The sequence below is a fragment of the Flagellimonas sp. CMM7 genome (assembly GCF_021390195.1).
Taxonomy (GTDB): domain Bacteria; phylum Bacteroidota; class Bacteroidia; order Flavobacteriales; family Flavobacteriaceae; genus Flagellimonas.
Map to the genome: position 1 here is coordinate 3291759 of NZ_CP090003.1, position 20862 is coordinate 3312620.

At 36.7% G+C, this 20862-nt stretch carries 22 protein-coding genes and 1 other RNA gene; 8 read left to right on the forward strand and 15 right to left on the reverse strand.

The window, feature by feature from the left end:
- Positions 1-48: 48 nt before the first annotated feature.
- Both LV704_RS14825 and LV704_RS14830 read right to left on the reverse strand, forming a co-directional pair.
- Entirely contained in the window at positions 49-1926 is a 1878-nt protein-coding gene (locus LV704_RS14825) for an ABC-F family ATP-binding cassette domain-containing protein (RefSeq protein WP_163423055.1), read from the reverse strand.
- 23 nt (positions 1927-1949) lie between these two features.
- Positions 1950-3119: a DUF4105 domain-containing protein gene (locus LV704_RS14830; RefSeq protein WP_163423056.1), complete on the reverse strand. Its 1170-nt coding sequence runs from the start codon at positions 3117-3119 to the stop codon at positions 1950-1952.
- Between the two features lie 101 nt (positions 3120-3220).
- On the opposite strand from LV704_RS14830, the gene LV704_RS14835 reads away from it, so the two are divergent.
- Positions 3221-3952, forward strand: a complete 732-nt coding sequence (locus tag LV704_RS14835; protein WP_163423057.1) for a phosphatidylcholine/phosphatidylserine synthase — start codon at positions 3221-3223, stop codon at positions 3950-3952.
- Here LV704_RS14835 and lptB read toward each other — a convergent pair.
- The 4 genes from lptB to LV704_RS14855 are packed head-to-tail and all read right to left on the reverse strand — an operon-like array spanning position 3949 to position 6884.
- Complete coding sequence (lptB, locus tag LV704_RS14840; RefSeq protein ID WP_163423058.1) at positions 3949-4689, reverse strand: LPS export ABC transporter ATP-binding protein; 741 nt, start codon at positions 4687-4689, stop codon at positions 3949-3951. The genes LV704_RS14835 and lptB overlap by 4 nt on opposite strands.
- A 56-nt stretch (positions 4690-4745) precedes the next feature.
- Entirely contained in the window at positions 4746-5096 is a 351-nt protein-coding gene (locus LV704_RS14845; RefSeq protein ID WP_163423059.1) for a carboxymuconolactone decarboxylase family protein, read from the reverse strand.
- Positions 5086-5919: a twin-arginine translocase subunit TatC gene (gene tatC / locus LV704_RS14850; protein WP_163423060.1), complete on the reverse strand. Its 834-nt coding sequence runs from the start codon at positions 5917-5919 to the stop codon at positions 5086-5088. Before tatC ends, LV704_RS14845 begins: the two co-directional genes overlap by 11 nt.
- Entirely contained in the window at positions 5919-6884 is a 966-nt protein-coding gene (locus tag LV704_RS14855; RefSeq protein ID WP_163423061.1) for an SIS domain-containing protein, read from the reverse strand. The genes tatC and LV704_RS14855 overlap by 1 nt, the downstream gene beginning before the upstream one ends.
- A 188-nt stretch (positions 6885-7072) precedes the next feature.
- Here LV704_RS14855 and LV704_RS14860 point away from each other — a divergent pair, with 188 nt between their 5' ends.
- The gene (locus LV704_RS14860; protein WP_163423062.1) at positions 7073-9274 is read left to right on the forward strand and encodes an ATP-dependent DNA helicase RecQ; all 2202 of its coding nucleotides are present in this window, start codon (positions 7073-7075) and stop codon (positions 9272-9274) included.
- Here the strand turns inward: LV704_RS14860 and LV704_RS20080 are convergent.
- Genes LV704_RS20080 through LV704_RS14875 form a run of 4 tightly spaced genes read right to left on the reverse strand, consistent with a single transcriptional unit; the run spans position 9271 to position 10677 of the window.
- Positions 9271-9669 carry a DUF2752 domain-containing protein gene (locus tag LV704_RS20080; protein ID WP_163423063.1) on the reverse strand — a complete coding sequence of 133 codons (399 nt, stop codon included), beginning with the start codon at positions 9667-9669 and terminating at the stop codon, positions 9271-9273. The two genes, LV704_RS14860 and LV704_RS20080, sit on opposite strands and share 4 nt — an antisense overlap.
- The gene (locus LV704_RS14865; RefSeq protein WP_163423064.1) at positions 9653-9940 is read right to left on the reverse strand and encodes a CD225/dispanin family protein; all 288 of its coding nucleotides are present in this window, start codon (positions 9938-9940) and stop codon (positions 9653-9655) included. The genes LV704_RS20080 and LV704_RS14865 overlap by 17 nt, the downstream gene beginning before the upstream one ends.
- Positions 9941-9964: 24 nt before the next feature.
- Positions 9965-10297: a CCC motif membrane protein gene (locus LV704_RS14870; RefSeq protein WP_163423065.1), complete on the reverse strand. Its 333-nt coding sequence runs from the start codon at positions 10295-10297 to the stop codon at positions 9965-9967.
- An 11-nt stretch (positions 10298-10308) separates the two neighbouring features.
- Positions 10309-10677 carry a DUF2752 domain-containing protein gene (locus LV704_RS14875; RefSeq protein ID WP_317164649.1) on the reverse strand — a complete coding sequence of 123 codons (369 nt, stop codon included), beginning with the start codon at positions 10675-10677 and terminating at the stop codon, positions 10309-10311.
- 26 nt (positions 10678-10703) lie between these two features.
- Here LV704_RS14875 and LV704_RS14880 point away from each other — a divergent pair, with 26 nt between their 5' ends.
- On the forward strand, positions 10704-11246 hold the full coding sequence (locus tag LV704_RS14880) for a Smr/MutS family protein (RefSeq protein ID WP_163423066.1): 543 nt from the start codon (positions 10704-10706) through the stop codon (positions 11244-11246).
- Here LV704_RS14880 and LV704_RS14885 read toward each other — a convergent pair.
- Positions 11243-12217, reverse strand: a complete 975-nt coding sequence (locus LV704_RS14885) for a hypothetical protein (protein WP_205597891.1) — start codon at positions 12215-12217, stop codon at positions 11243-11245. The genes LV704_RS14880 and LV704_RS14885 overlap by 4 nt on opposite strands.
- 110 nt (positions 12218-12327) lie before the next feature.
- Between LV704_RS14885 and LV704_RS14890 the strand changes: the two genes are divergently transcribed.
- Positions 12328-13476: a cysteine desulfurase family protein gene (locus LV704_RS14890; protein ID WP_163423067.1), complete on the forward strand. Its 1149-nt coding sequence runs from the start codon at positions 12328-12330 to the stop codon at positions 13474-13476.
- Here the strand turns inward: LV704_RS14890 and LV704_RS14895 are convergent.
- The 4 genes from LV704_RS14895 to LV704_RS14905 are packed head-to-tail and all read right to left on the reverse strand — an operon-like array spanning position 13473 to position 18299.
- Positions 13473-14126 (reverse strand): hypothetical protein, encoded by a 654-nt coding sequence (locus tag LV704_RS14895; RefSeq protein ID WP_163423068.1) that lies wholly within the window; start codon positions 14124-14126, stop codon positions 13473-13475. The two genes, LV704_RS14890 and LV704_RS14895, sit on opposite strands and share 4 nt — an antisense overlap.
- A 9-nt stretch (positions 14127-14135) precedes the next feature.
- The gene (locus LV704_RS14900; RefSeq protein ID WP_370636032.1) at positions 14136-16187 is read right to left on the reverse strand and encodes a TonB-dependent receptor plug domain-containing protein; all 2052 of its coding nucleotides are present in this window, start codon (positions 16185-16187) and stop codon (positions 14136-14138) included.
- Positions 16172-16633: a carboxypeptidase-like regulatory domain-containing protein gene (locus LV704_RS20085; RefSeq protein WP_370636033.1), complete on the reverse strand. Its 462-nt coding sequence runs from the start codon at positions 16631-16633 to the stop codon at positions 16172-16174. Before LV704_RS20085 ends, LV704_RS14900 begins: the two co-directional genes overlap by 16 nt.
- Entirely contained in the window at positions 16608-18299 is a 1692-nt protein-coding gene (locus tag LV704_RS14905) for a M23 family metallopeptidase (RefSeq protein ID WP_163423070.1), read from the reverse strand. Before LV704_RS14905 ends, LV704_RS20085 begins: the two co-directional genes overlap by 26 nt.
- A 167-nt stretch (positions 18300-18466) precedes the next feature.
- Between LV704_RS14905 and LV704_RS14910 the strand changes: the two genes are divergently transcribed.
- The 4 genes from LV704_RS14910 to rny all read left to right on the forward strand — a co-directional run bounded on the left by LV704_RS14910 (position 18467) and on the right by rny (position 20850).
- Complete coding sequence (locus LV704_RS14910) at positions 18467-18757, forward strand: hypothetical protein (RefSeq protein ID WP_163423071.1); 291 nt, start codon at positions 18467-18469, stop codon at positions 18755-18757.
- A gap of 14 nt (positions 18758-18771) precedes the next feature.
- Positions 18772-19062 carry a cell division protein ZapA gene (locus tag LV704_RS14915; RefSeq protein WP_163423072.1) on the forward strand — a complete coding sequence of 97 codons (291 nt, stop codon included), beginning with the start codon at positions 18772-18774 and terminating at the stop codon, positions 19060-19062.
- Between the two features lie 55 nt (positions 19063-19117).
- Positions 19118-19227: non-coding RNA, 6S RNA (ssrS, locus tag LV704_RS14920), on the forward strand.
- Positions 19228-19278: 51 nt separating this feature from the next.
- Positions 19279-20850, forward strand: a complete 1572-nt coding sequence (gene rny, locus LV704_RS14925) for a ribonuclease Y (protein WP_163423073.1) — start codon at positions 19279-19281, stop codon at positions 20848-20850.
- Positions 20851-20862 lie beyond the last annotated feature (12 nt).

Below are 20862 nucleotides of genomic sequence, written 5' to 3' on the forward strand. Positions count from 1 at the left end.
TGCTTTACATATTTAAGATATCTCGACTGCGCTCGATATGACAGATAATTAATTTTCTAAAATGGCAGAAAGCTCAAACCAGCGTTCTGTTTTGGTCTCAATGGCATTTGAAATTTCTTTGAGTTCAATAGACAATTGCGTTATTTCCTCACCACTCAGGGTAGGTTCAGTAAACCTGTTTTGGAGTACTCCTTTTTGCTCTTCCAATTTTTGAATTTCCTTTTCTAACTGCTTGTGCTCCTTTTGTTCTGAATAAGACAATTTTTGAGAATTTCCTTTTTCTTTCCAATTGGTTTTTTCAGCTTTTTCCGATGTATTGCTTTTGACCTCTCGCTGTGCTATAACCTTACTGCTTTCATAAGCTCTATAATCCGAATAATTTCCCGGAAAATCTTCTATTTTGCCTTTACCTTTGAAGACAAATAAATGGTCTACAATTTTATCCATGAAATAACGGTCGTGCGAGACTACTATCAAACATCCTGGAAAGTCCAACAAAAAACTCTCTAAAACATTTAGCGTAACAATATCCAAATCGTTTGTGGGTTCATCCAAAATAAGGAAGTTTGGATTTTGGATAAGTACCGTACATAAATATAATCGTTTGCGCTCCCCGCCGCTTAGTTTTTCAACAAAATCATACTGTTTCTTACGATCAAAAAGAAAACGTTCCAACAGTTGTTGCGCTGAAATTTGTTTTCCTTTTTTTAAAGGAATGTAATCTCCAAATTCTCGGATAACATCAATAACCTTTTGCCCTTCCTTTGCATGGATTCCTTTTTGAGTATAGTAGCCAAATTTTAGCGTATCGCCAACCACTACTTTTCCACCATCAACCACTTCTTTTTGGGTAAGGATGTTCAGGAACGTGGATTTCCCCGTTCCGTTCTCACCAATTATTCCAACCCGTTCACCTTTGGTGAAAGTGTAATCAAACTTTTCTAAAATAATTTTGTCCTCAAATGCTTTGGATACATTATGAAGTTCTAAAATTTTGCTTCCTAAACGTTCCATGTTTAGCTCCAATTGCACTTGATGATCTGTTCTTCTTTGGTGCGCCTTCTGTTTTATTTCTTTGAAATCATCAATTCTGGACTTGGATTTGGTAGTACGGGCCTTTGGCTGTCTTCGCATCCAATCCAATTCTTTTTTAAAAAGCAGTTTTGATTTATGCTGTTCCACAACTTCTCTCTCCATACGTGCTTCTTTCTCTCTAAGGTAGTAGGAGTAATTACCCTTGTAACTATACAATTGATTGTTATCCAATTCTATAATCTCATTACAAACACGTTCTAAAAAATAGCGATCATGGGTCACCATGAACAGGGTTATGTTTTCCTTGGTAAAATGGGCTTCAAGCCATTCAATCATTTCTAAATCTAAATGGTTGGTTGGTTCATCTAGAATAAGTAAGTCAGGTCTATTTAAAAGGGCATTGGCCAAAGCCAGACGTTTTTTTTGTCCACCAGAGAGTGTACCCACTTTTAAATCAAGTTTATCTAAATGGAGCTTAAAGAGAATCTGTTTGTATTGGGTTTCAAAATCCCATGCGTTGTGCCGCTCCATAGCTTCAAAAGCTTTTTGATATTGCTCTGCATCGTCAGGATTTTGAACGGCACGCTCATAATTGGAAATGATTTTTAAAACCTCATTATCAGTACTGAAAATGGTTTCCTCAATAGTTAAATCTGGATTTAGATTAGGTTCTTGTTCTAAAAAGGCAATTTTTATTCCTTTTCTGCTTGTCACCTGTCCATTTTCAGAACTGTCCTTACCGGAAATAATGTTTAGAATAGAGGTTTTTCCACTTCCATTTTTAGCGATTAATGCAATTTTTTGATCTTTATTTATTCCAAAGGAAATGTCAGAGAAAAGGACCAATTCTCCATAAGATTTAGATATATTTTCTACTGTCAATAAATTCATTGGAATAGTTTACGGTGACTCTCTTACTGTCTCGTGAATTTTAAGAGATAGGAATAGCGCGTTGCCAAAGTCAAAAGTAAAGGAATCACTATTGGGGAAAAAATTTGAACACTTATAATCCACAATAAGATTAAAACACCTAATAGTGCTAAAACAAGCCACAAATATTTAGGTAGCCATGTTGGTAGCTGATTTTGAAAAGCAAAGACAAATGCAACAACTAAATTCAAAGGGAAGGCCCACAAAAAATTGAAGTTTTTTGGTGTGGATGTATGATCTGTGGCAAACCAAAGTAAAAGTATACTTGTGCCAATAAGGCCAGTTGTTAAAAACAATGAAAAATCTAACCAGCGACTGCGAGTTTTATGTTTATTGTCCAGATATGTTACTATCCCTGTGAACAAAAACAATAAAGTAAACCAAAACAATGGGGACAATGGGAAAAAGCCATTTCTCATATGTTCACTATAGTCTAAAATGGTACGTTCCCTTTCCAACAAGGGCTTACCGCTCTTGGTTGTATTCTTCATCTGCTCCATGGCGTAATAAGGCAAAAACATATGTTCTTGAACAGTTGCTTTACGGTCTACTACAGCGCCAAAAGCCAAATCAATACCAAAAGAGGACCAAGAATTAATATCCAAATTTTGTCTTACCAGCTCTCTAAAAGTGTATAGCCTATCCAAATGTGAGCCATCAAAAACAATGGCATCTCCAAATTGTTGCACTAAAATATCTCCTGTAATGCTAGAACAATTATTCAATAAAGGGTCGTACAGGTAATCTCTGTTTTCGGGTAAGTAATTATTCTCGAAAAAAATGAGCAACTTGTTTTTTTCTGCCAAGGTCAAGTCCAAAATCTGCTCTTTCACCCACCTTTTTTCCAATTCATATTCAAACAAAAATCTATCAAAACTCCTTCGGGAAAGTGAATAGATCAGTTTTCCCTTGGCAAAGTTCAAATAGAAGTTAGGTTTATTAAAGTCAAAGGTTCCATAGTTGTAGACCACATCAATTCCTAAGACAGTATCTTGGACTCGGAAAGCGCTATGTCCAAAAGCAGAGAAAAGCTGGTCTCCTGAGGCACAGGTGAGAAAACTAATTTTGGAATTTTCGGTTAGGGTAGGTGTCTGGGAGAATCCATTTTTCCCAACCATAAAAAGTATTGCCAAAAAGAAAATCCAATGTTTCATTTCTTACTTTATCAGCGCAAATATCTAAATAAATACCACAAGGCGGAACATGAAAACCTAACACTTTGTTTTTTACCTTATTTTTACGAAAATCAAAGCATATGAAGCGATACATTCCTAACTTTTTAACACTCCTCAATCTATTTAGTGGTTGTGTGGCAACTGTATTTGCAGTGCTTAATCATCTGGAACTGGCGGCACTTTTTGTTTTCATAGGGATTTTCTTTGATTTTTTTGATGGGTTGGCAGCTCGTCTTTTAAACGTTCAAAGTGAGGTTGGCGTTCAATTGGATTCATTGGCAGATATGATTACAAGTGGATTGGTGCCTGGAATTGTGATGTTCCAATTGTTGCAAATGGCAGAAACCGGAGGATGGAATCTTGGGTTTTTTGGTCATGAAACTGAGATGACCTTACTTCCCTTTTTTGGTTTTATAATCACTTTGGCGTCTGCTTATAGATTGGCTAAATTCAATGTAGATGAAAACCAAGTTTCTTCCTTTATTGGATTGCCTACCCCTGCAAATAGCCTTTTTATCCTCTCACTGCCTTTGATCTTACTATATCATAATAACAATGAACTGAATGGAATTATTCTAAATCAATGGTTTTTAATGGGACTAACTTTAGTGAGTGCCTATTTGCTGAATTCTAGAATAAAGTTATTTGCATTAAAGTTTGATAATTGGAGTTTTAAGGATAATGCTGTCCGCTACCTTTTCTTGATTGGAAGTCTGGTGATGTTGATTACCTTAAGGTTTTTGGCGGTACCCCTAATTGTGCTGTTTTACATTTTGGCTTCACTGTTAGTGCCGCAAAACAAAAACAACTAAAAGTCCAATTTCTTTTTTCGAAGTTCAAAATTCTGACCTAGGTATACTTTTCGTACCATTTCGTCTTGCGCCAGATCTTCTGGAATACCTGCTTTTAATATACCTCCTTCGAACATTAAGTAAGATCGCTCCGTAATGGCCAAAGTTTCCTGAACATTATGATCTGTAATCAGGATACCGATATTTTTATTTTTTAGTTGGGCAACTATTCGTTGAATATCTTCTACAGCAACAGGGTCAACACCTGCAAAAGGTTCATCTAAAAGAATGAATTTGGGGTCGGTTGCCAAAGCACGCGCAATTTCAGTACGTCTACGTTCACCACCTGATAACAAATCCCCTCTGTTTTTACGAATATGTCCTAATCCAAATTCATCAATCAAGGACTCCATCTTCATATGCTGTTCCTTCTTACTTAATTTGGTGAGCTGTAAAACACTAAGAATATTTTTTTCAATACTTAATTTGCGAAAAACGGAAGCTTCTTGTGCCAAGTAGCCAATTCCGTTTTGGGCCCTTTTGTACATGGGAAAATTGGTTATCTCCATGTCGTCCAAATAAATCTTGCCCCCATTTGGTTTTATCAAACCGACTATCATATAAAATGAGGTGGTTTTTCCAGCACCATTTGGCCCTAAAAGACCAACAATCTCCCCTTGGTTTACCTCTAGAGAAATCCCTTTTACAACCTTACGGCCTCGATAGGCCTTCATTATATTTTCAGCTCTTAGCTTCATAAGAATTCGCCAAAACTAAACATATTCCAGATTAGGCATTGGACTTTGTGAATATTTTATGTCTCTAGGTTTTCTAATTCTTCCCAATATTCGAAAGCACGTCTGAGGTGTGGAATAACTATGGTTCCTCCTACCAAAGTAGCAATACCTAAGGTTTCCATAACTTCTTCCTTGGTTACGCCTTCGTTTTTAGAACTTTCGAGGTGGTATTTTACACAGTCGTCACATCTCAACACTGCTGAAGCGACAAGCCCCAGAAGTTCTTTGGTTTTTACATCCAAGGCCCCTTCCATGAAGGCATTGGTGTCTAGATTAAAAATCCGCTTAATGAGTTTATTGTTTTCAGCCAATAACTTATCGTTCATTTGCGAGCGATAGGCATTGAACTCTTCTACTTTATTTTGCATTTCTGGCTTCTTTTTTAGCTTCTTTTCTTAAAACCACTTTCGAAATATAAATACTGATTTGGTATAAAATAAGCACTGGAACAGACACCACAATCTGACTTGCTACATCTGGTGGAGTTATTACTGCAGAAAGAATAAGAACAACAACAAGAGCTATTTTTCTATATTTCTTCAATATTTCTGGCGTAACCAACCCTACTTTGGTCAGAAAGTAAATAATGATAGGAAGCTCAAACATTATTCCGCAAGCTATTACGGAGGCCCTTACCGTAGCGATGAAAGAACCAATGTCAATTTCATTAAGAACTTCTTTACTTACCTGGTAGGTGCCTAAAAAATTAATGGACAAGGGGGCTACAACATAATAACCAAAAAGAACTCCCATAAAAAATAGGGCAGAGGCAACAAGAATAAAACCTCTGGAATGTCTGCGTTCGTTTTTATGAAGTCCAGGGCTAATAAATCGCCAAACTTCCCACAAAACATAGGGAAATGCAATGATGAAACCAGCCCAAATGGATGTCCAAATATGGGCTGAGAATTGCCCGGCCATCGTGCGATTCTGTATTGTAAATGGTAATGAATCAGAACAAAATTCAGAGTCAATTCCAAAGAAGGTCGCTATTTTGCAAAAAAACCGGTAAGTTGGAAAGTTCATTTTTTTTGGACCAAAAAGAACCGTGTCAAAGATGAAGTCCTTCATTACAAAGGCAACGCATGCAACTAGAACAATTGCAACTACTGATCTAATTAAGTGCCACCTTAATTCTTCCAAATGGTCTAAGAAAGACATTTCGTCTGGATTCTCTAACTTTTTTACCATTACAAAATTCCTTCGTTTATAAGGTTGTGAATATGAACCACCCCGGCATAGTGATCTTTATCGAAAGCGAGAAGTTGTGAAATTCCTTTTTCCTGTAGGATGGCCAATGCTTTAACTGCCAAAGTATCAACATCAATAGACTTGGGGTCGGAAGTCATAATGTCTTTTGCAGTTAGGCCGCTTATATTGTCGTACTTACTAAGCATTCTTCTAATATCTCCATCTGTAACGATACCGACAATGGCATTATTTTCCATTACCGCTGTTACCCCTAACATTTTTTCAGAAATTTCAACAATAACTTCTTTTACACTTGAGTCAGCATTCACTTGCGGTTTCTGATTATTTATAACAATGTCCGCAACACGTAAGTATAATTTTTTGCCCAAAGCACCTCCCGGATGATATTTGGCAAAGTCTGCACTGCTAAAACCTCTAAGTTCCAAAAGGCTAATTGCAAGTGCATCTCCCATTGCTAATTGTGCCGAAGTACTTGTGGTAGGAGCCAAATTGTTAGGGCAAGCTTCTTTCTCAACATACGTGCTTAGTGCAAAATCAGCTTGTTTGGCCAATATGGAGTCCATGTTTCCGGTAATACCGATCAACTTGTTTTTTCCAATTTTTATTAAGGGAAGCAACGCTTTTATTTCTGGGGTGTTCCCACTTTTTGAGATACAAACCACAACATCGTCTTCTTGGATAGTGCCCAAATCCCCATGAATAGCATCTGCAGCATGCATAAAGATAGCAGGCGTGCCAGTAGAATTAAGTGTAGCTACAATTTTAGATGCTATAATAGCACTTTTGCCTACTCCAGATACTACAACCCTTCCTTGGGATTCTAGAATGTGCTGCACCGCATGGGCAAATTGTTCATCGAGCAGATTGACCAAATTTTGTATGGCCTTACTCTCGATTTCGATCGTTCTTTTCGCAATGGATAAAATAGACTGGATGTTGCTCAAGGTAATAAACAGATTATCTAATTGTATTCCTAAAAGAATATGTTATATTTAAGATTACAAAACTAAACAAACTATCTTTTACTAACCATTAATGAAGAACAGAATGATTCTTCCTTAAAATTGATTATCAAAATTAGAAATTTTAAAGCCTTTAATTAGGTCGCTTGATTTAAATCGAAAATACGGAAATGGGTCTTACGAATACCGATTTGCACTCCTCGCTAAAAAAATACTTTGGTTTTTCACAGTTTAAGGGGCTACAAGAAAAAGTAATACAAAACATACTTGAAAATAAGGACACTTTTGTGATAATGCCCACAGGTGGCGGTAAATCTCTTTGTTATCAACTACCAGCAATTATGAATGAAGGTACGGCCATTGTTGTATCTCCACTTATTGCACTTATGAAGAATCAAGTTGATGCCATTCGAGGTGTGTCTGATGAACATGGTATTGCCCATGTGTTAAATTCTTCCTTAACAAAGACGGAGGTAAAACAGGTAAAGGAGGATATCACCAATGGTATCACCAAATTGTTATATGTTGCGCCAGAGTCTTTGACCAAGGAAGAGAACGTAGAATTTTTAAAAGGTGTTCCACTTTCTTTTGTGGCGGTGGACGAAGCACACTGTATCTCTGAATGGGGCCATGACTTTAGACCTGAGTATCGTAATCTTAAAAGCATTATCAATCGTCTTGGGGATAATATTCCAATCATTGGTCTTACCGCAACAGCTACGCCAAAGGTGCAGGAGGATATCATCAAGAATTTGGGAATGACTAATGCCAAGGTATTTAAAGCTTCATTCAACAGGCCCAATTTGTTTTATGAAGTACGCCCAAAAACCCAGAATGTAGATGCTGATATTATTCGTTTTGTAAAGCAAAACCAGGGAAAATCTGGAATCATCTATTGTCTAAGTAGAAAAAGAGTTGAGGAATTAGCACAGGTATTACAGGTTAATGGAGTTAGCGCAGTACCTTATCATGCAGGTTTTGATGCCAAAACAAGATCAAAATACCAAGACATGTTTTTGATGGAGGATGTTGATGTAGTGGTTGCCACTATAGCTTTTGGTATGGGTATTGACAAGCCTGATGTACGTTTTGTAATTCATCATGATATTCCAAAAAGTATTGAAAGTTACTACCAAGAGACCGGAAGAGCGGGAAGAGATGGCGGTGAGGGACATTGCTTGGCTTTTTATTCCTATAAAGACGTTGAAAAACTGGAAAAATTCATGTCCGGAAAACCTGTTGCTGAGCAGGAGATCGGTAACGCACTCTTGCAAGAAATTGTTGCTTATGCAGAAACTTCGATGTCTCGTAGAAAATTCATCCTTCATTATTTTGGTGAAGATTTTGATGGAGAAAAAGGGGATGGTGCGGACATGGACGATAATGCAAGAAATCCGAAGAAAAAAGAAGAAGCCAAGGATGACGTGGTAAAACTTTTGACCGTTGTTAAAGGAACAAACGAAAAATTTAAAACAAAAGAGACTGTGAAAATATTGGTTGGTAAAGTAAACGCCATGATATCTTCGCACAAAACAGACGAAAAGGATTTCTTCGCTATTGGTTCTGAAAGAGACGAAGCCTATTGGATGGCATTAACCAGACAGGTATTAGTGGCAGGATTACTGAAAAAAGAGATTGAACAATACGGTATTTTGCATTTAACTGATGATGGTGAGGAGTTTTTGGGTGAACCACGTTCTTTTCTAATGACCAAAGATCATATCTATAGTGCTGAGAACGATGATGCCATTATTACCGCGAGTAAATCTAGCGGAGGTTCTACAGATGATAAGTTATTGAAATTACTACGAGATTTGCGTAGAAATGAAGCAAAAAAGATTGGTGTGCCACCTTTTGTGGTGTTTCAAGATCCATCTTTGGATGATATGGCCTTAAAATATCCTATTAACAATGAAGAACTTTTAACGATTCATGGAGTTGGTGAGGGAAAGGCCAAAAAATATGGAAAACCATTTCTCAATCTTATTGCGAACTATGTTGAAGAGAATGATATTATTAGACCTGATGACCTTGTGGTTAAAAGTACAGGTGCCAACTCTGCTTTAAAACTGTACATTATCCAAAATGTTGATAGAAAGTTGCCTTTAGACGATATTGCTTCAGCAAAAGGATTGGAATTACCTGCCCTTATCAAAGAAATGGAACAGATCGTATTTAGTGGAACCAAACTAAATATAGGTTATTGGGTTGATGAAATTCTGGATGAAGATCAACAAGAAGAAATTCACGAGTATTTTTTAGAAGCAGATACAGATTCCATATCTAATGCTATAGATGAGTTTGATGGTGATTATGAAGATGAAGAATTAAGACTTTACAGGCTCAAATTCATTAGTGAAGTGGCAAATTAAGGAGCCAAATACTCGAAAGGAAAAACTTTTAGGTTTCTAAATACCATAAAAAGCAGGACTACAGATAAGATTATCAACGGGGAGTATCTATAGTTAAGAAGGCTTTTCCGTTTTGAAATACCCAATTTTATAGCTAGATGTTGCCCAATCACAAATAATGCTGGAAGCAGCAGAACATTATGGCTTATTGCTTCTCCAACTCTTAAATGGAGTAAATCATGAATTGCCCTCTGACTCCCACATCCCGAGCAGTAGATTCCGAGATAAGTATTAAAGGGACATTTTGGAAATAACAAACCACTTTCTGGATTGAAAGAAAAGTAAAGGAGTATTGCCAAAATAGACAATACTCCTAAAATTAGTATTAAGAATACTTTTTTAATAGCTTCCGGCATTTGCCATACCTCCTAAAATTGCAAAACCAAATATGGCAAAATAGACGATCCAAATCAAAAGAGAGGCTCCAGCTCCTATCAATGCCCACATTTTTGCATTTTTAGATGCCTTTTGAGCTTCTTCATATTCACCTCTGGCATAAGCCTCATTAACTTTAGAAGCGTAGATTATACTTGCTATTCCTGTAGCAATACAACAGAATATTGTACTTAAAATGGCCCAAACCAAATAATTGTCTGGTTTTGGCGGCATGTTCGAATTGTTTTCCATTATAGTTGATTATATATTTAGTTATTAATTGTATTGTTCCATTGCTTCTGAATAGGCTGATTTGAATTCTTCAATGAACTCACCAAACCCACCAGCATTAGAAATAATATAAATCCATCTTACGACCATTATTGCACTTAAAATAAGCGCTATCAATGATATTATTTTTCCAGTTTTTATCTGACTATAATTATCATAATCGTCTGGATTCTCCTTGTACAGTTTTTCAGACTTTGTAGCCAGGAAAAAACCAATTCCTGATGAAATAGCACCGAAAATACCGGTACAGCAACAAATGAATCCGAAAATGCCAAGGACAATACTCAACACCCCATTTGGTAATTTTTTTTGCTCCATAATAATAAAAGTTATTGTAAAAGTTTAAATAAATAATTGGTCAAAATCGTTACTACGCTAACAATACCTAGAGTTATAATAATTTGATTGGCGTTTTTAATTTTACGAAAGTTATTCACTAATAAAAAACTGAACAGTAAGAATAGGGGATAAATAGCCGGATACATTTTAAAAGCAGCTAAAAACTCACCTTGAAAAATTAAACTCACGGAACGTTGCATACCACATCCAGGACATTCAAAACCAAACAGTCTCTTGTTTAGACAAGGCAACATATAATCCTTTGCATGAAGCAAAAAAATGGTTGGTTGTAGATACATAATAGCAATTACTGCCAAGAAAAATACTACTATTTTTGCTATTGATATTAAACTTTTCAAAATATTTTCAGCAAAGAATACAGAGGATGACTGTCTTTAACGTTGGTGACCAAGTAGAAGTGTTGGATGAAACCATATCTGGTGTTGTTAAGTCCAAGGATGGCAATATTATCACAGTGGTTACTTCTGAGGGTTTTTCATTAGAGTATACCTCCAAGGAACTTGTGAAGATTGGGGGAAATATACGTGTCACCAATTTTGAAGCAGCGCAAAGCAAAAAAGATAAGGAGCATGTCAAGAAGAAGCCGACTCGTATTTTAAAACCTAAAGAACGGAATACACCTAAAATGGAGGTGGACCTTCATATAAATCAATTGGTAAAGTCCACAAAAGGATTAAGCCATTTTGATATGTTGAATTTGCAGTTGGACACAGCTAAAAGGCAATTGCACTTTGCTATGGACAAACGTATTCAAAAAGTAGTTTTCATACATGGCGTTGGGGAAGGTGTCCTTAAGGAAGAACTATACTATCTTTTTAGGAAATATGAGAATATTAAGTTTTATGACGCAGACTATCAAAAATATGGATTAGGAGCAACTGAAGTTTATATATTTCAAAATATTTAGCTGGTAGTGGCAAATTCTCCAAATGTGTAAGAAACAATGGTTCCAGCATTTGACCCATTCAAATCTTGTAAAACAAAATCTGATAATGAAATAGTATGGGTGTAAGTAATGATGCCATCTGCATTTGGTTCAGATGCAACGGTACTCACAGAGACTTTACCCCCAGTGGTAGAAAACTCATTTTCAAGTTCTGATGCAGCTATTCCAGAACAGACAGAATCGGTAGTGATAGCTACACGGGCTATTCCATTTTTAAAGATGATACTTTCAGATAAGTCTGCTTCACGTGGAGTGTCCTCTTCTGTTACGACGTTGGCCAAAAGATTGGTAGGAATGGCTAACGAGATATATTCGTCATTGAGTACTTTGGTAAGAACAGTAGTTTCACCTACTGTATCACATGCGTTTATATCAATACTATCAAAATTGGAAAAAACAAGAGCTACACTACTCTCAACATCGGTTTCGTAATCCCCAAAATCTATTCCTGTCTGGTCTGTTATACTCTCCCCTAGGCTATTGACAAGTGTTACCTCCGAAATGGTAAATGCATGATTGTAGGTCTTGGTTGTTCTATTAACGGTATCTAAAGAACTTATTATTTGAACAATACCTGCGGTTGCTGTAATTTCTTCAATAACCGTTGGAGTGACCGGAGGTATTTCATCACAAAAATAGGATTGATTGACATCATCGGAAAAAAGACGATATGATAAATCGGATTGACTGTCAATAGTGCTTGTAATAGTGCCATCACTTGGCGCATTCTCTATAAGATTTGCTTGTAAATCCAAAATCAATACTTCGTCTCCATTGATTTTAAAAAATAATGTGGTTTCAGTATCTTCTTGACCTTCATCACAAAATTGTATTGAACCTTCATCAAAATCTATCGTCTCAATTTGTAAATCACCATCACTACAAGAAGATAGCATCAAGATTAGTAGGATTGGGAGGGATAATTTTCTCATGTGCCAAATTTAAAAGAATTCCGTTTTAATACACCAAGACTAAGAAATACTTTAAAAGAAATTAACTTTATTTGGCTTATTTTTGGCGAAGTTTAAATGATAGCTAAATCATGCAAAAAGTGTATTTGGACAATGCGGCAACTACCCAGGTGAGAGAAGAGGTTATTGCCAAAATGCAAGAGGCCTTGGCCGTATATTACGGAAACCCATCTTCTACTCATAGTTACGGAAGGTCTGCAAAGACCGCCGTAGAAAAAGCTCGAAAAACAATTGCAAAAACATTGAATGCCCAGCCTTCAGAAATTATTTTCACATCTGGAGGTACGGAGGCTGATAATATGATTTTGCGTTGTGCAGTAAGAGATTTAGGGGTGAACACCATAATTACTTCAAAAATTGAGCATCATGCGGTGCTGCATACTGCTGAAGAATTGGAAAAAGAATATGGTATTTCGCTTCTTTTTGTTGATTTGGATACCAATGGAAACCCTGTGTTCAGCCACCTAAAGGAACTTTTGACAAAGGATGATTCCAAAAAATTGGTCAGTTTAATGCATGTGAACAATGAAATTGGGAACATAACGGATATCGGAGCTATTGGTGAAATATGCAAAGAGAATGATGCGTTTTTCCACTCGGATACTGTACAATCCGTAGGACATTATCCTTGGGATGTGGAAAAAATAGCTATTGATTTTTTTACTGCCGCTGCACATAAATTTCATGGCCCAAAAGGAATAGGATTTGCTTTTATTAGAAAAAACTCCGGTTTAAAACCCATGATTTTTGGAGGTTCCCAAGAACGAGGTTTTAGGGCTGGTACAGAACCCTTTCATAATATTGTTGGGTTGGAGGAAGCCTTTGTGAGTTCTTATGAAAATTTGGAAGAGGAAACCAAATTTGTAAAGGGCTTAAAACAATATTTTGTTGAAAAGATCAAAAAAGAAATTCCTGCAGTAGATTTCAATGGTTTTTCCGGTGATTTGGAAAAAAGCACATATACCTTGGCTAATGTGCGTCTACCTTTTGATAAACAAAAAGGGCTCATGCTACTTTTTCATTTAGATATAAAGGGAATAGCTTGTTCTAAAGGAAGTGCGTGTCAGTCTGGAAGTAATATGGGGTCTCACGTACTTACAGAAATTTTGGATGATACGGAATTGGAAAAACCGTCTTTACGTTTTTCTTTTTCTAAGTACAATACCATAGAAGAGTTGGATTACACCATTGGAATATTAAAGGAATTCGCAGAAAGTTAATTTTTATTTTTTCGCTGCTTTTTTTCCTTGTCGTATGGAAACTTACGGGATGCTAATTTCATCATCCTGTCAATAAGTTCGGTAGTGTTTTTACCTGTTTTTTTGGTAATGGCTTTTTCGTATTTCCAAAGCAGTTTTCCAGAATTTCCGTCACTGACTTTTACACCAATTCTCCCATAGTTGGCATCACCACTAAAATAGTCCAAAAGGTTGAAATCTGTGGGCACACCTTTGGAAAGTAAAATGTTTAAACTAAGGTTTCCACTAATAATGCCATCAACTTTTAGGATTTTGCATAACTCCCTAATAGTGTATATATCCAGATTGTCATACATGATTCCATTCTGACTGAGAATGGCATTGGTATCTTCTATATTTTGAAATTCTACATTGAACCTTTTTCGTTTCTTTCGTTTGGAAAAATAGGTTTCTAGAGCATTCTGTACGGCATAGCCTTCTCTTTTAGCCAAAGTCTTTAGCTCTTCTTGGTTAGCATCCCTTTTAAGGTCCAAGTTTGCAATAAACGGAACTATGGCTAATACTTGGTGGTTTTCACTAAGTTCATCAAACTTCCTGTTTTCATAGATATTCTTTTGCGCAGATCCCAGAGTAACAATTAAAAAGGCTAAAAGGGGTATGATTTTTTTCATCAACATATTTTAAAATCGCATTCCAAATTTTACATTAAGAATACGGCTTGTCAAAAAATTAGGTACAGCGAATTGTCTTTGGGAATCCACATCCCTGACCCAAGTGTTTGTTATAGAGTTTTGGTTATTGAACATGTTAAAAATCTCAAAGCCAAAACTAAACTCTTTAAACTTATGTAACCAATGCCCTTTTGGGTATTGATTCTTACTATCGGCAAAAATATAGGAAATTCCCATATCGGCCCTTCTATAATCTCTTAATCTATTCTGAAATTCATAAGGATCTGCATTATTTGGAGAACCTCCAGGAACACCTGTGTTATATACAAGGTTAAGATAAAGTTTAAGGTTTGGAATGGTTGGCACATAATCTTGGAACAAAACAGCAAATTTTAACCGTTGATCTGTAGGCCTTGAAATAAAACCTCTATTGTCAATATTTTCCTCTGTTTGAAGGTATCCCAGACTTACCCAGGATTCTGCTCCCGGAACAAAGGTTCCTGTAAGTCTAAAGTCAAACCCATAGACAAAGGCCGTGGCATTGTTTTGTGCAGTATACCTAACTCTAACATCTTCTACAGTATACGTGTTCACATTAGTTAAATCTTTATAGTAAGCTTCGCTAATCAAAGTAAAAGGCCTGTTCCAAAGATTAAAACTGAATTCACTTCCCAATACATAATGAACGGATTTTTGCGCCTCTACGTTTGGGTTTATGGTTCCGGTTATATCTCTTAATTCTCTATAAAAAGGTGGTTGTTGGTAACTGCCTATTGCAAACCTGAACAGAATATCTTTTTTCCAATCTGGTTTTATGGAGAACTGTCCCCTAGGGCTAAAAAGTGTTTGAGCATTATTTTCAAAGCCTTCTCCACTTAAAATCCAATGTTGTGCTCTCATGCCCAAGTTAAAATAGATATCATGAGACCCTAGTTTGCTCTGCTGACTGTATTGCGCAAATCCAGAAAATCGATCTGTATTTACAAAATTGGTGGCTTGAGCGCTTTCAAAAGCCACAATATCACCCGCAAACGGTTCTTCGGGTTGATTGTTAACGAACCCTGGCTCGGATGGACGGACAAAAAACCCGGCTGAATCTATAAACTCAGATTCTCTAAGTTGATCACGAATGTCTTCGTGTGCGTATTTAATACCCCATTCCAAAGATTTTCCTTCCTTATTGAACTTGCCGCGATGAGATAAATTAAAAATCAATGCATCCAGTTGATTTCTGGCTCTATTTATTTGTGATCCTATTCCCCTAGAGGTTGTGACCTCCCCTAAGTTTTCACTTCCTAAATTAGTGTCTATTTCACCGAGTTCATATGAAGCAATAATATCTGAGAATTCTTCTTCTTGTGCGTGATAAACGGAAGCGGTAACATCTATCTTGGTGTTGTCGTTGATGATATAATCAGCTTTTAGAGCTCCAAGAGCATTATTGTATCTACTGTTTTCTTTTCCTTCATAAAAAACAAGTAAGGCCCTAGGGTTATTTATGGTTCCAAAATTAGTTTGCCGGGTCAGTGGTTCATTTTGATAATCATTGACGGAAAATGTCCCCAGAAAACTTAAATGATATTTTTTAGAAAACCTGTATGTAAGATAACTCTGTGCATCTACAAATTTTGGATTAAAATTGGTTTCCGTTTGTTGTGTGTTTACAAATAAACTGTTGTCTCTATAGCGTACCCCATTAATACTGCTAAACTTTTTGTTTTTAGAAATGGTTTCCAATGTAGTACTGGCGCCTAAAAGACTTCCTTGAACGCGTAATGAAAAATCAACCGGATTTTTATAGGTAATGTCCAAAACGGAGGATAGTTTATCGCCATATTTTGCTTGAAAACCTCCTGAGGAAAATTCGAGCCCAGTAATCATATCACTGTTTACAAAACTTAAACCTTCTTGTTGTGCGGACCGTACCAGAAAAGGGCGATAGACCTCTATGCCATTTACATATATAAGATTCTCATCAAAATTACCTCCACGAACGTTGTATTGAGTACTCAATTCGTTGTTGAAAGAAACACCTGGCAGCAGTTTTAGAATATTTTCCACACCTGCATTGGCTCCCGGTATTTTCCTAACAATCTCTGGGGGATAGTGGTAATGCCCTCAATGTTTTTTCTTCCAGTCGCGGTAACATCAACGCCAGCAACTTGAATGGCATCCGTTTTCATTACCGGATTGAACTCAAAAGTCTCATTTGTGGTCAAAATAAGGTTTTCCAAAACCACGTTTTTATGCCCTAAATGAGAAAAAGTAATGGTGTTTTTAGTTTCGGCAGTTAATTGCAGAATATAGTAGCCATTAGTATCAGTGGAGGTGCCTAAAGTACCAGATACAATATTTACGTTGGAAATTGGAACGCTATTTTGATCTAAAACCGTTCCCGCAACTGATGCTGTTTGACCTTGGGTAATGAACATCCCAAAAATCAATAGTATTGCAATTATAGGTTTTGTAGCGGCCAATACATTATTTTCTGAAAAAAGTGCGCTCAAAGGTACTGGAATTGCCAACATTATCTGTTACAACTACTTTGAGGTCACATTGTGTCGTATTTAGAATCTTATCATCAAAATTATAAGTGATGGTCTTTGTTTTGGGTTCGTATTCCATTAAAATCCATTCACCGTTCAAGGTTGCGGAAAAAGTGTTTATTCCGCTGAGGTCATCACTGATTTCTAAGCTTAAATAGCTGTAATTGCTCAGCCATTGTTTTTCTTTAAAATTTCTAGCACTAATGGTTGGGGGAATGCTGTCCTTGGCTAATGTGTAGGTTCCAAGTGTGCGAGTTCGGGTTGTAAAAGAGCCATCACGTTTATATGTTTTAGAGTGCCTTGGTTCCATATTTCTATCAAGACGCGCTATAAAGAGTTGTTTTCTATCCGCAGGAGCATATTTGGAAACATCAAAACTAATGGTGAAGTTTCTATGGGCGGCAATACTGTTATTATGAATGGCCACGGTATCCTTGCCCTTTTTTAAATCTATGTAGAAATCCTTATAAAAGGTGTTGGAAGGAAAATAAACCTTAGCCGCACCTAAATCAAAATTATTAGGCTTGTCGGCAAAGATAAAATCATCTGTTTTTTTATCATTCCTGTTTATTTTAATGACTTCCCTTTTTCCCTCCACAGGAATGCTAAGCTTGGTTTCATTTCCTTCTATATCTGAAATCAACAACTCAATAGAGTACGACAACCCTTCCTTAATTGTTATTTTTCCATTGTTATGAAGGGTTTTGTAAATGGCTAAACGATTGTAGGGTTCTTTAAAACATTTTTGTATACGTTGCCTAAATTTCCCAAAATGGTCATAATCAATTAATGTGTTTATATATCTTGTTTCTCCAAAAGAGAAGGTTTCAAAGTCATATTCTGAGTATATTTTTCCATTAACGGTTTGTTTTACAGAATAAACACCATTTTTATTGGCTGCCATATCTTGACGGTCAAATCCATTAAAACCAAAACCTATTGTGCCAATTGCGGTTATTTTGTCAGCCAAAAAAGTTCCGTCCGGTTGTTTGGAGAAGTTGAGCTGTATTTTTTTTGCACTTTGGTTTACAATGGCATCATCAGATAACGGATATCCAAAAAGACCTACCAATGAGGGATTTGTAGCATCTCTAATTTCATAACCATATAACAATGGATTAGTGGGTTTTTCGGTGACACTACTTCTTATTTCAAAATGTAGATGAGGTCCAGAAGAGCCTCCTGTGTTACCGGAGTAAGCAATTGTATTTCCTTTTAAGACTTTTAATTCTCCATAATCTGGAAATACTTCAACTTCATAAGATTGTTTCTTGTACTGTATCTTTTTGATAAAAGCTTCAATCTCAGGACCAAATTTTTTAAGATGTGCATATACAGAGGTATATCCATTGGGGTGCGCAACATAAAGCGCCTTGCCATATCCCCATTGAGAGACTTTAATACGGGTTACAGTGCCATCAGCAATAGCTAGGACAGGCAGCCCTTGCCTTCTTTGAGTCTTAATGTCTATTCCAGAGTGAAAATGATTAGAACGCAATTCTCCAAAAGTACCTGCCAAAATTAAGGGAATCTCCAAAGGAGATTGAAAAACGTCTTGAGGGTATTTTTCTTGTGCTGAAATGATTTGGGAAAATATAAAAAGGGCTCCAAAAAAGTATAGACGCATATTGTGGTTTATAATTACTTACGAAAATAACCAATGTTTTGATTTGTGAAAAGCCTTTTATTTGGCTTTAAATGGCCCTAAAGCAATACTTAAAGAATAAATACTAAAAGTATTGCGAGGTTAGGTTAGGTTGGTTAACTTTGTGTAATACGCATTGATGTTTGCATATGGGCGAACTAGTTGAGATTGTTGATTCTCTAGAAAATAAGGTAAGCAAGTTGTTGCACAAACTAGAGTTGTTGCATAAAGCCAATTCTAAATTAAAAGAAGAATTGAAGCTTGCAAAAGAGGAAAGCCAACTTACACAGGGCGCCGTTTTGGAATGGGAAGAAAAATACAATTCCTTAAAAATGGCAAACACTATGCTGGGTAGTAATACAAGTAAAACCGAAGCTAAGCTCAAGATAAATACATTAATCCGCGAACTTGATGTTTGCATTGCCAAGCTAGCAGATTAATATGTAATCAAAATATGGAGAAGCTCAAAATAAAGCTTTCAATTGCAGATAGGGTATATCCTTTGACGATAGATCCCAAGCAAGAAGAAGGATTGCGTAAGGCAGCCAAGAATATTGAAAATTTGGCCAAAAAGTTTGAGCAAAACTATGCGGTACGCGATAAGCAAGATGTATTGGCCATGTGCGCTTTACAATTTGCCTCTAAAATAGAGCAAGGCGGAATAGACAGTTCGGAAAATACCAATACTGCATTTGAACGCCTTCGTGCCTTAAATGATTTGGTACATTCCAAGCTAGGAGAATAAGTTCTTTTAAATAAAAATATTGTTACTGCCCACATTGGTAATTATTTTTTGACAAACTCAACACTATTATATTTGAAAAGGGTGAGTTTAAGTTGTAAAAGCAGGCCCTACCTGTATAGGGATCCTTGAGCAGCTTGTTAGCCCTAAACCTGTAATTTGGAGTTTGTACAAAACTTCGGCTAATGTGGGCTTTTTTTTTAACCAAACACAATAAACATGGATAACACTATAATAATTGTTGTGGCTGCAGTTGTAGGATTGGCGATAGGATTTATAATCGCCAAAATGATGGAAAAAGGTAAGGCAACAAAAACCATTTCCAATGCTAAGAGAGAAGCTACTAATGTATTAAAGGAAGCAAAGAAAGAAGGAGAGAACATAAAGAAAGATAAAATATTTCAGGCCAAAGAGAAGTTTTTAGAATTAAAGGCCGAGCATGAAAAGGTCATTATAAATAAAGATAAAAAGATTGCAGAAGCGGAGAAGCGAACAAGGGATAAAGAATCCCAAATCAGCAATGAACTTGCCAAAAACAAAAAGCTGAACGATCAGCTTCAAGCCCAAATTAAGGAAGTGACTTATAAGGGAGAAATTCTCGATAAAAAACAATCGGAAACCGAAAAGTTACACAAAAGTCAGGTGCAGCAACTAGAGGTCATTTCAGGGCTTTCCGCTGAAGATGCCAAAAGTCAGTTGCTGGAATCTCTTAAAGAAACTGCAAAGACGGATGCAATGGCTTATCTCCAAAGTACTTTGGAAGAAACCAAACTAACGGCGCAGCAAGAAGCAAGAAAAATAGTAATCAACACCATTCAACGTATTGGAACAGAAGAAGCGGTGGAGAACTGTGTCTCTGTTTTTAACTTGGAATCTGATGATGTAAAAGGAAGAATAATTGGACGTGAGGGACGTAACATTCGAGCTATAGAGTCTGCAACTGGAGTAGAGATCATAGTGGATGATACACCAGAAGCGATAATTCTTTCTTGTTTTGACTCTGTTAGAAGGGAAGTTGCAAGGCTTTCTTTGCACCGTTTGGTTACTGATGGAAGAATTCATCCCGCACGGATTGAAGAGATAGTCAAAAAGACTGAAAAGCAAATCAACGAGGAGATTGTTGAAATTGGTAAGCGTACCGTAATAGATCTTGGAATTCATGGATTGCATCCAGAATTGATAAAGGCGGTAGGCCGAATGAAGTACCGTTCTTCCTATGGGCAAAATTTATTGCAACATTCAAGAGAGGTTGCCAAACTTTGCGGTGTAATGGCTGCGGAATTGGGACTAAACCCTAAAATTGCTAAACGTGCTGGCTTATTGCACGATATAGGGAAAGTTCCAAACACAGAGGTAGAGGTAGAAACTCCGCACGCTATACTTGGTATGCAGTGGGCTCAAAAATTTGGAGAAAACAAAGAGGTGTGCAATGCTATTGGGGCTCACCATGATGAGATTGAAATGAACACGTTGATTTCTCCCATTGTACAAGTGTGTGATGCCATTAGTGGGGCACGACCAGGTGCAAGAAGACAAGTGTTGGATTCGTATATTCAGCGTTTGAAAGATTTGGAAGATATAGCCTTTGGTTTCAGTGGAGTTCAAAAAGCATATGCCATACAGGCAGGTAGAGAGCTTCGGGTAATTGTTGAAAGCGAGAAGGTAAGCGATGATAAAGCTGCTGAACTGTCTTTTGAAATTTCTCAAAAAATACAAACGGATATGACTTACCCTGGTCAAGTAAAGGTTACCGTCATTCGAGAGACACGATCGGTAAATGTTGCCAAATAGTCCTGATATTTA